The sequence below is a fragment of the Protofrankia sp. Cas4 genome (genome assembly GCF_963555915.1).
GTDB lineage: Bacteria > Actinomycetota > Actinomycetes > Frankiales > Frankiaceae > Protofrankia.
This window is the reverse complement of the sequence record NZ_CAUVXL010000186.1, coordinates 1,101-10,900: the sequence shown is the minus strand read 5'-3', so window position 1 is coordinate 10,900 and position 9,800 is coordinate 1,101. Positions and strand designations below refer to the sequence as shown.

Annotated in this window: 12 protein-coding genes; 7 read left to right on the top strand and 5 right to left on the bottom strand. The window is 67.0% G+C overall.

All coding sequences use genetic code 11. The features are described 5' to 3' along the window. The first annotated feature begins 21 nt into the window (after positions 1 to 21). The 5 genes from U9979_RS17285 (at position 22) to U9979_RS17265 (ending at position 3,872) form a co-directional block, all read left to right on the top strand. On the top strand, positions 22 to 624 hold the full coding sequence (locus tag U9979_RS17285) for a TetR/AcrR family transcriptional regulator (protein WP_322780207.1): 603 nt from the start codon (positions 22 to 24) through the stop codon (positions 622 to 624). Continuing rightward, positions 621 to 965 (top strand): maleylpyruvate isomerase N-terminal domain-containing protein, encoded by a 345-nt coding sequence (locus U9979_RS17280; RefSeq protein ID WP_322780206.1) that lies wholly within the window; start codon positions 621 to 623, stop codon positions 963 to 965. The genes U9979_RS17285 and U9979_RS17280 overlap by 4 nt, the downstream gene beginning before the upstream one ends. Next, complete coding sequence (locus U9979_RS17275) at positions 935 to 1,186, top strand: hypothetical protein (RefSeq protein ID WP_322780205.1); 252 nt, start codon at positions 935 to 937, stop codon at positions 1,184 to 1,186. The genes U9979_RS17280 and U9979_RS17275 overlap by 31 nt, the downstream gene beginning before the upstream one ends. Positions 1,187 to 1,536: 350 nt before the next feature. Then, on the top strand, positions 1,537 to 2,103 hold the full coding sequence (locus U9979_RS17270; RefSeq protein ID WP_416220245.1) for a Uma2 family endonuclease: 567 nt from the start codon (positions 1,537 to 1,539) through the stop codon (positions 2,101 to 2,103). Positions 2,104 to 2,918: 815 nt separating this feature from the next. Next, positions 2,919 to 3,872: a nuclease-related domain-containing protein gene (locus tag U9979_RS17265; RefSeq protein ID WP_322780204.1), complete on the top strand. Its 954-nt coding sequence runs from the start codon at positions 2,919 to 2,921 to the stop codon at positions 3,870 to 3,872. Between the two features lie 667 nt (positions 3,873 to 4,539). Here the strand turns inward: U9979_RS17265 and U9979_RS17260 are convergent. Both U9979_RS17260 and U9979_RS17255 read right to left on the bottom strand, forming a co-directional pair. Next, entirely contained in the window at positions 4,540 to 5,256 is a 717-nt protein-coding gene (locus tag U9979_RS17260) for a helix-turn-helix transcriptional regulator (RefSeq protein WP_322780203.1), read from the bottom strand. A 15-nt stretch (positions 5,257 to 5,271) separates the two neighbouring features. Further along, a complete protein-coding gene (locus tag U9979_RS17255; protein WP_322780202.1) occupies positions 5,272 to 6,261 on the bottom strand; it encodes an alpha/beta hydrolase in 990 nt (329 codons plus the stop codon). Positions 6,262 to 6,531: 270 nt separating this feature from the next. On the opposite strand from U9979_RS17255, the gene U9979_RS17250 reads away from it, so the two are divergent. Beyond that, positions 6,532 to 6,804 (top strand): PadR family transcriptional regulator, encoded by a 273-nt coding sequence (locus tag U9979_RS17250; RefSeq protein WP_322780201.1) that lies wholly within the window; start codon positions 6,532 to 6,534, stop codon positions 6,802 to 6,804. Between the two features lie 609 nt (positions 6,805 to 7,413). Here the strand turns inward: U9979_RS17250 and U9979_RS17245 are convergent. The 3 genes from U9979_RS17245 to U9979_RS17235 form a co-directional block, all read right to left on the bottom strand. Beyond that, positions 7,414 to 7,713, bottom strand: coding sequence for a type II toxin-antitoxin system VapC family toxin (locus tag U9979_RS17245; protein WP_322780200.1), 300 nt, complete (start codon positions 7,711 to 7,713; stop codon positions 7,414 to 7,416). Then, the gene (locus U9979_RS17240; RefSeq protein ID WP_322780199.1) at positions 7,710 to 7,961 is read right to left on the bottom strand and encodes a type II toxin-antitoxin system VapB family antitoxin; all 252 of its coding nucleotides are present in this window, start codon (positions 7,959 to 7,961) and stop codon (positions 7,710 to 7,712) included. The genes U9979_RS17245 and U9979_RS17240 overlap by 4 nt, the downstream gene beginning before the upstream one ends. Positions 7,962 to 8,204: 243 nt before the next feature. Next, positions 8,205 to 8,498, bottom strand: coding sequence for a hypothetical protein (locus U9979_RS17235; protein WP_322748842.1), 294 nt, complete (start codon positions 8,496 to 8,498; stop codon positions 8,205 to 8,207). A gap of 371 nt (positions 8,499 to 8,869) precedes the next feature. Here U9979_RS17235 and U9979_RS17230 point away from each other — a divergent pair, with 371 nt between their 5' ends. Beyond that, entirely contained in the window at positions 8,870 to 9,730 is an 861-nt protein-coding gene (locus U9979_RS17230) for a helix-turn-helix transcriptional regulator (protein ID WP_322748843.1), read from the top strand. Positions 9,731 to 9,800 lie beyond the last annotated feature (70 nt).

Below are 9,800 nucleotides of genomic sequence, written 5' to 3'. Positions count from 1 at the left end.
ACAGGTCTAGAGTGATCCTCTATGGCAAGTGACCCGGGCTCACGAAGTCATGAAGAGATCGTTCGCGCCGCTCTGGCGTGCGCGACCGAGCAGGGGTGGGAATCCACCTCACTGGAGGCGGTGCGTCGGCGGGCCGGCGTCAGCAACGGCAGCCTCTTCCACCACTTCCCGACCCGGGACGCGTTGGCGCGCACGGTCGTAGCCGCCGGACTGGCCGGCCACCAGGCAGCGCTGACGGCCGAACTGCACGCGGCCACCGACTCTCGCCACGGGGTCACCCACGTGGTGATCCGCCACCTGGAATGGATGCAGGACCATCAATCGCTCGCCCGCCTGTTCCTCTCGACCTCGGCCACCACGCTGCGATCAGGACTCGACACGGCCGCAGTCGCCGGAAATCGGGCCTTCTTCCAGGACGTCACCTCCTGGCTGCGGGAGCACGGCTGGACTGGCTCCCCGGATCTGGCGGTGATGCTGGCGCTGTGGATCGGCCCGGCGCAGGAGTACGCCCGCCGCTGCCTGGAAACCGCCGCCGGACGCCTCGACGACGCCACGGACCACCTGGCGGCCGGAGCGTGGCGCGCACTCAAGCCCCTGCTGAACGAGCCCAAGGAGAACCCGTGACCGCCATCGTGCTGGACCGCTACCGACGCGCCCTCAACGAAGTCGACAACATCGTCGCCCGCGTCGAAGACGACCGCTGGGACTTCATGTCCCCCTGTCCGCCCTGGACGGCCCGCGCGGTGCTGGGCCATCTCATCGACGGCCAGCAACAGGTCGCCGCGCTCCTGACAGGGCAGGGCCCCCGCCCGCCGCACGCCGACCCGGACGCACTCGCCGACACGGCACCCGCTGCCGCCTGGCAGGCAGCCCACCGCGACATCGAAAGGGTCCTCGCGAAGGTGTCGACCCCACCGCACAGCAAGCGACCCCGATGGGTCCGCGCAGCGTCGCCGACATTCTGAGCCTCGCCCTGATCGAACCCCTTGTGCGCGCCTGGGACCTGGCCCACGCGACCCGCCACACCGTCGACCTGGACCTCGAAGCCGTCTCGGCAGTCCTCGACGGGGTCCGGGCCCTCGGCGGTCAACTCGCCGCCACCGGCATGTACGCCCCCGCCGTCCCTCCGCCCGCCGATGCCAGCCTTCAGGATCAGCTCCTCGCCGCAACTGGACGACAGCACTGAAGCCTTGGGAAAGAAGTACGGCCTGCATCTGCCCCGATGCCGCAGGCTGCGTGCCAGCACGGCCCATCCGAGGCCCGCATCTCGAACCCCGGCCATGCAGGAACCGGTCATGACGTAGCCGATCTAGAAAAGGGCCCGACCGCGACCCGACGCCGGGCTGGGCCGGCCCAAGGACCTGAGGTGCAGGGGACCGCGCCGATGCGCGACACCCACCACCACCGCTCGTGGGCTCGCCCCGCCCGCGTGCCCGATCATCGAACAGTGCAGGCAGACACGACCAGCGCGCTACGCTTGCCGTGAGGCATCAGGTCTGCCACCGATCCAGGGCCGCCAATTCAGGGAGGTGCGCCGTGACCGCGGAGATGGTCGCTCCCGCCTGGATGCACCAGCAGATCACAGCGGAGCTGTACAACTCGCTGTCCGAAGAACAGTGCAAGGACATCGAGATCGTGGACGGGATGGTCGTCATGGTCCCCAGCGCCTCCCTGCCGCATAACCGGCTGGCGAGGAAAGTCGCCAATGCCATGGAGCTGGCCGGGACCCCGGGGTGGTTCGCCGATCTTGACTTCGATGTCCGGCTCCAGGATGTGCCGCTGACGGTCCGGCGGCCTGATATCGTCGTATACCGGGCAGGCGCGGTCGGTGTCACCCCGATGCGCCCGGAAAACATCCTCCTCGTCGGCGAAGTGGTCTCACCGGGTTCTGAAACCACGGACCGTGTTTTCAAGCCGGAGCAGTACGCCCGGGCCGGCATCCAGTTCTACTGGCGGATCGAGCACTCCGCCGCCGGCGTCCCTCTCGTCTATACCTATGTGCTCGACCCGGCCGCGGGAACCTACCGAGTCGGTGATGTCCACACGGGTGTCGTCGAAGCTGCGGCTCCGTTCCCCGTGAAGATTGACCTCACCCAGCCATAGTGCAAGCGCATCGTCTACCAGCCCAGATGCGCATCGAGCCGCTGCCACTTCTGTTAGCCGGGTCGTTCAGGAGGGCATCAACATCCCTCGGGTCCAACTGTCAAGCCGCGATCTTCACGCCAAAGATCACGCCGCGTTTGTTCTTTCCGATACCCGCTGGTCCAGCACCATCCCGCCAGTCCCGGAGGACGGCGGGGAGAAACTGAGATCAACATAGACACCCGACGGTCAGGGCGTCAGACGGACGAGGGCACAGAGCACGCCGAGGACACGATCATCTCCAGGTGAGACCCGCCGCGTCCGCTGTCTGCTCGACGGTCTCGAATGGGTTGGTTCCAAGGACTCCGCGTCCCTCGAACTCCGGCGCATCCACCCCGACGTCGCTCGGTGGAGACACGACCGACCGCGTCCAGCACTATCCGCCGCCAGGCGTCGTGACATCATGCGTAGCCGCCCTCGGGGGGCCTACAACTCCGTGACGATCGCCGCGCCAGCGAGGCTGGTTGTACCGCAGACCACGCTGCATACGCAGTGTAATAAGGCATGCATTCCTCTCCACGAAGAGTAGCGAACGCCGAAGATCCCAGGAATTCGGTTCCGATCGGTAATTGCGCTGGTCAGCGGCCTCATACTGATGGTATTACGGGCTGCCGGCTTTCCGACCGTCGCAGAACCGGTGGATGAGCGCTTCCCCCGGAGATAGTGTGGCGTGGTCGCACCGTACGGGAGTCGTCCGTCCACAAGACGGCCGATCCGGCGCGCGGCAAAGACGATTGATCCACCCTGATCCGTCATCTTCGGCGACAGGAATGGGCATGGGTGAGCTACAGGTAAAGCCGTGGCGCCGGCGTGGGCAGGACCGGCTTTACGTGAACCTTCCGGACGGGCAGAGTGCCGCCTGGTTCGATCTGCGGACCCATCAGCTCAACGTCCTGCTCGACGTCAATCGGGACGAAGTGGTCGACGCCCTCGCCCCCTACCTGGCGCAAAGGCCGGCGCCCCCGGCCGACCCACTGCCGTCGCCCGCCATGCCGCCGCCACCGCCGCCCGTACCGACGTCGGCACCGCTGGCCGGATGGACGCCGGAAGTATCTACGCCGCCAGGGTGGACGACGAGCGGCCCGGTTGGTGCAGCGCCCCATCCCGCGGACGACCTCGCCGGCAACCCGCCCGGCGCGACGATCCGCGCGAAGATCGAAGAGCTGACGCCGGGTTTCTGGCGCGCCCTGCTCAACCGTCTGTTTCGCCGGCCGTCGGAGATCGACGGGTGGCGCAAGGGACTGGTCGGAGAGGAGGCGGTGGGAGCGGAACTGGAGCGGCTCACCGGCCGGGGTTGGCGGGTAGTGCATTCGATACCGCTGCCCCGGAACGTCGACATCGATCATCTTCTGATCGGCCCGGGCGGGGTGTTCACCTTCAACACGAAGAACCACGCCGGCGCCAGGATCTGGGTCGGCAACCAGATGGTGAAGGTGGGCGGTCAACTGTATCCGTACGTGCGAAAGGCCGAGGCCGAGGCCAAGCGGGCTTCGGCGGTGCTGAGTCAGACCTGCGGATTCGCGGTGGAGGCCAAGGCGGTGCTGGCATTCGTCCAGCCGGCGAACCTGACCGTGGCGCGCCCGCGTGGCGATGCCCATGCCATCCACGTCCGGGCCATCCGGCACGACGAGATCGCCACCTTCGGCGATCTTTCGGCGGCGTGGCAGCCAGCCCACGTCGAGCGGATCTATGCCGCGGCGCGAGACCGGCGTAACTGGCTGAACGCCTGACGGGGCCACAGGTCCGGACAGCCGGACAAGCCGACGGCTGGCGTCGTACTCCCCACGGACGCGGCTGATGGTGCCGGGGGGTACGACAGCCGCTCCCCGTTCGAGCATCGCCGCCGCGGTGGCGTCCGGGTCAGGAACCTCCACGGCCATGATGACCGGTGTCCCACCCAGACGCGGCGGCGCCGGATCGCCGTCGTCCTCGTCCTCGTCCTCGTCCTTGACGGCTATCCGGACCCCGCCGACCACAAGGTCGGTGTGTACGATTTTGCCGGTTTCATCGATGTGCCGTTCCTGCTCCACCGCGCCGAAAACATCACGGTAGAAAGCGATGGCGCCGGCGGAGCGAGCCTCGGGCTGGCCGGACTCACCAGATGATTCACCGGACGAACGCGCTCGTTAGACATCGGCATCAGGAGACGCGCTGTTCGGTCTCATCCGGAGATGGCATCGACCGGAGCTCGGACGGGCGGACGGGCGGACGGCATCGGTAGCCTTCGAGAGGACTGCTCCGGCGCCCAGCAGGTCCTCCACCGCAGGCCGAAGCGGAGGGAGAACTGCCGCTGACCCGCAAAGCCAGCCGCTTCAGATGCCATCGATATCCCTACTCCGGCCGGAGGGTCGTAGAGCCGACGACCCTCGCCAGGCCAGCATTCCAGAGCCGCCGCCATCAAGCATGTGTGGTGAGGGAGTCCAGCGCGGGCGGGGTGACAGCGCCCGGGGCGGCCGATCCGAGCATGTCGGCCAGGACACGCCGGGGCGCCGGGCGGCCGGTCGGGGCGGCCGCCTGGATACGGTCGAGCCGGAACCCGCGTGAGGCGCGCCGTACGCGGCACCACGCCAGGAGGTACCACCGGCCCTGGGCGGTAAGCAGGCCGATCGGTTCCACTTCGCGCTCGGAAGCCTGCTCGTTCGCATCCAGATAGCTCAACCACAGCACCTCGCGTTCGGTAACGGCCCGCTCGACCGCGGCGCGCACCGTCGGGTCAATACGGGAGGGCATGGCGACTATCTGGGCAGCAAGGTCATGCGCCGCGATCGAGACCTGACCCGACAGCGATGCGGCTATCTTCCGCATCGCGCCGCGGGCGCCATCGGAGAACGGTGCCGAGCTTTCCGCTGCGGCCAGCGCCGCGGCCACCGCGAGGGCCTCACGAGAAGTGAAATTGATGGGCGGCAAAGTCATCGCCGAGTCGATATACCAGCCGCCGCCGCGCCCGCTCGCGCTGTAGATGGGTACTCCGGTCTCCGTCATTGCCTTCAGATCGCGTTGGACGGTGCGTTCGCTGACCTCCAGCCGCCGCGCGAGCGTCGACACCGTCAGAGGGCGCGGTGCTGCTGCACGCAACTCCTCCACCAGCGCATAGAGACGATCGGTCCGTGTCACGTCAAAAAAGCTACCTCACACCTGCGACAGGAACTCGGCCTGTCTGCGCACCTCCTGTTCGGTAACGGTGAGCGGGAAAAGGGTGAACCCGTGCATCGCCCCGGCCACGACCTCCAATTCGACGGGAATGCCGGCGGCCCGCCAACGCGCGGCCAGGAACAACGAGTCGTCCAGCAACGGGTCCGCCGTCCCGACGACGATCCGCGCCGCCGGCATTCCCGACAGGTCGGCGTACAGTGGCGACAGCTCCGGGTCGCGCCGCTGTTCGGGTGACCAGTCGGGGAGGAACGCCTCGTAGGCCGTCCGAAGCGAGTCGGTGTTGGTCAGTAGCGGGCGCGCTCCGAACAGCCGCTGGCTCGGCGTCATCGACAGATCGAAGGGGCCGAATGTCAGGTGGACCGCTCGGAACGCATTCGTGATCGCGTGCCGGTCCCGAAGCCGTAGCAGGCTGGTCAGCGACAGATGGGCGCCGGCGGACTCGCCGCCGATCAACAGCCGGTCGGTGCCGAACTCCGCCGCGGCGTTGCGCACCAACCAGAGCGCGGCCCGCTCGCAGTCATCCGGCGCCGCCGGATACGGGTGCTCGGGCGCGAGCCGGTAGTCGACGCTGAGCACGGCGAGCCGCGCGGTACGGGCGAGGTCCCACAACCGCTCGTCCTGCCCATCGGCCGAGCCGAACATCCAGCCGCCGCCATGCATATGCAGGTATACGCCCTCGACCACTCTCGGGACCAAGACCCGCAGCTTCACACGTGCCCCGTCGACCTCAATATCCCGGTCGTGCGCCTCAGCCAGACGCACCGGCGGCGTGTCGCCGCCCAGTCGATTGCGCCGCAGAGCCGCCAGCATCACGGCATCCGGTCGCCTCACCCGGTCAGGACGGGACTTCGCCTTGGCCTCGAATGCGGCGTTGAACGCTGCGGTTTCGGCGAGGCAGTCAAGCCCGGTCGTGGCGACGTCATCGGGACGAGGGCCGGCGGGACGCGCGGTAGCGATGTGTGTCATGCCTCGATCGTGGTCGAGGACGGCGACAATGTACTGTCACCTTTGGAAGGTGATCTGCGCCACTCATCCGCCGGCAACTGTCTTCGTACCGGACCACGGCGGCACACCGCGTCAGCGCGCCAGCCCACTCCATCCTTGCGGCATCGGCTGGTCCAGAACCATCCCGATCAGCAGGGCGAGCGGATCGTTGGTCAACAGCTCAGCCGCCTCGGCGAGCTGATTCAGGCGCAGACTCGCCCTCGTACCGTGGCCCGCTTTGGTGAGCCCGGGATGCTGGTGCTGCTGTCACTGAGCGACGGCGCGAAGCACGGGTACGCGATCACTACTGACATTCTGGAGCAGACCGGGGTCCGGCTGGGTCCTGGCACTCTGTATGGCTCACTGACCAAGCTGGTCGAACGCGGCCTGATCGTCCCGCTGCCCAGCGAGGAACGGCGCCATCCCTACGAGGTCACCACGGCGGGACGGGCCGCGTTGGCCACCCAACTCGCGACCTGGTCCCGGGTCGTACAGACGGGACGCACCCGGCTGGCCCAAGCATGAGACGTCTCCTGCTGGCGATGCACCCCCGACGGTGGCGCGCCCAGTACGCCGTCGTGCGGCGCCGAGTCCTCGACCGCGGGCGCGGCACTCCGTGACAGGGCTGGCCGTCGCAGGTCTGGTCGCGGCGGGCCTGATCGCGGTCGGGCTGGCCTGCGCACGCCGGCCCCCACCCGCACCGAGCCGCGGGTGGGGTACCCGACTGCGGCGTGGCATCATCCGCGTCATCGTGGTCGCGATCGGCGCTTTCGCCGTCGTGCGAGCCGGATTCGTGATCGCCGTCGACGACCTCAGTCATCCCGAGACCTATCGAAACGACTGGGGCGGCCCGCACTACATCGGAGTCATGGCCATCCACGTCGGCCCGGCAGTCCTGGTCCTGTGCCTGACCGCCCTACGGCTACATCGCCGACGAAACACGCACCAGCACACCGCACACCGCACACCGCACACCGCAACGCGATCACGACACGTGGGCGTGATTGGGTACGGCAGCCGTTGCGTCCTCACGCCACTGCGGCGAGATCGGCCTAGTTCATCCTTACGGCACCCGCATTCCGGCTCAGGCGCAGGCTCATCCTGTCACGTTAGCCGTTGGTTCGTTGCGGTGGACTACTGGTCGGGGATGTCCGCAGCGACCAGATCGGTGTGAGTGAAGTCCGCGCCCTTGAACAACAGCGGCTCCCGCCTCTGCGCCGCTAACGCGTACGCGAAGCAGTCTCCGAAATTCAACCGGGCGGGGCTACCACTGCCCCGCCCGAAGTCGCGGTATGCCTGCCGAGCAATGCTGGCCTGCGCTGCGGTGACGGCCGATATCGCCGGCCGGTTCGCCGCGACGAGCGCGGCAGCATACCGAGCCGCGTCAGGTTCGACCCGGACGACGGCGACAAGCGCCGAGGAGTCGACGATCACGCCGGCAACCCACGCTCGTCATAAAGGTCATCAATGCTCAGGCTGGACGCGGACACAGCGGCAGCAATCTGACGGCCGATGGCCACAATGCGGGCGGCTCGTTGCTCAGCGCCCTCACGATCGGCACGCATCCGGTCGAGGCGCTCGCGGACAGCCACGGTCACAGCGGTGGTGATGCTCTCTCCGGTCAACTCGGCGAGCTCGCGACTGAGTCGTTGCGTTTCGTCATTTTTGATGTTCAGCGCCATCGAACCTCCTTCCACCATGGAAGCTCAGAAATCCACCATGATACCCGGATCTCGGGACGTGCCATGGCGCATCCCGTCCGGCGGCGGGCTCACCATGGACGATGCGATCGCTGCCGTCCGCGACGCACCATCGAATTGATTATTCAGACATACCCTGAAAAGCTGCCATTCAGCACACGATTGGTCCACGACGGCAGCCGCTCAACGAGAATCGAAGGCCCTGCCGCCGCCCATGCCGGCCGGTCAGGACGCCCAGGCGTGCTCCCGCCTGCCGATCGCCACCGCGGCGTCCGGTGCGCAGGAGCGATATTCGACATCGCAACGCCATACCGTCATCCGGCAGCGTCCCGCCTCGATGGTCCACGTCCGGCGGTCACATCTGTCCTCGACCTGGACCGGCTGTGGCGTGCGCGGTTCCATGGCCCGCAGGTGTGCCCATGCGTGGGCTGAGCCCCACTCGGGGAAGGTGGCGACGAGCTCGCCGTCTCCGTCAAAGACCAGAAACCTGCGCCTGATCATCGTTTCACCTGTGTCCACCTGATCTCCCCCCATCGCACCCATATCAACAACTCACCCTTCGAAGTAGAGAACAAACTTAAAGTGATCCCGAAGACAGCATGGACCGGACCGACGACCCCCCGCAACAGCCGTTGTGACCGTGTCACCACAGAACGCTCAACCCCACCCGATGAGAGTGATGGGATGGTGGCATTATGTAGTAATAGACCATGCTAAGTGGTCGGCGCTGGACGTTGCTCGGGGGATGTCGGATGCCAGGTGGATGCGTCGCGAGGCGGAGGAGGCCCAGGTAGCGGTGTTCTACCTGGGCTGACGACAACGATGCGAGGCGCCGCCTGGGGCCGGCAGACCCTAGACGAACGTCCGGCGCCGATCACCAAGGAGGACCAATGGGTACCAACAGTGGTCCGACTGTCCGGCGACGGCGACTCGGCGCCGAACTCCGCCGACTCCGCGAGAGGGCCGGCGTGTCAGTCGAGCAGGCGTGCGAACTCCTCCGTTGCTCTATTTCGAAGATCAGCAGAATGGAGAACGGTCGCGTACCCGTCCGGACGCGCGACGTCCACGATCTCCTGCAGCTCTACGGCGTAACGGACGACGCTCAGCGCGAGGCGTTCCTCGCCCTTGCCCGCGAGTCCCGTAAACGTGGCTGGTGGCATACCTACCACGACGTGGTTCCGCCCTGGTTCGAGATCTACATCGGACTCGAAGGGGACGCCTCCTCAATAAGCGTGTATGAGGCGCAGCTCGTCCATGGCCTGCTGCAGACGGCCGAGTACGCCCGGCACGTCATCCGCGCCGACAACCCGGAGATCGCCGAGGAGGATGTGGAACGCCGGGTCGCGCTCCGGCTCGACCGGCAGAATCGCCTCACACACGAGAGCCCACCTCGGCTGTGGGTCGTCCTCGACGAGGCGGTGTTGCACCGCCCGGTTGGCGGCACGGCCGTGATGCACGTCCAACTCGAACATCTCATCAAGCGAGCGGAACTGCCCAATATCACCATTCAGGTCGTACCCTTCGCCGCGGGTGCCCACGCGGGAATGGGCAGTACATTCGCGATCCTCGGCTTTCCGGACCCGACAGACCACGACGTGGTCTATATCGAGGAGGCGACCGGGAGCCTCTATCTTGAACGAGCGGCGGAAATTCGGCACTACCGGCTGAAGACCGACTACCTGTTGGCCGCCGCGCTCCGCCCCGACCAGTCCCTCGAGATGATAGCCAGAGTGACGGAGGAAATGAAATGACTGAAAACACCAGGTTGGCCAGCCCCACGATCGATGCCGAGACCGCCGATTGGCGCAAGAGCAGTTAAAG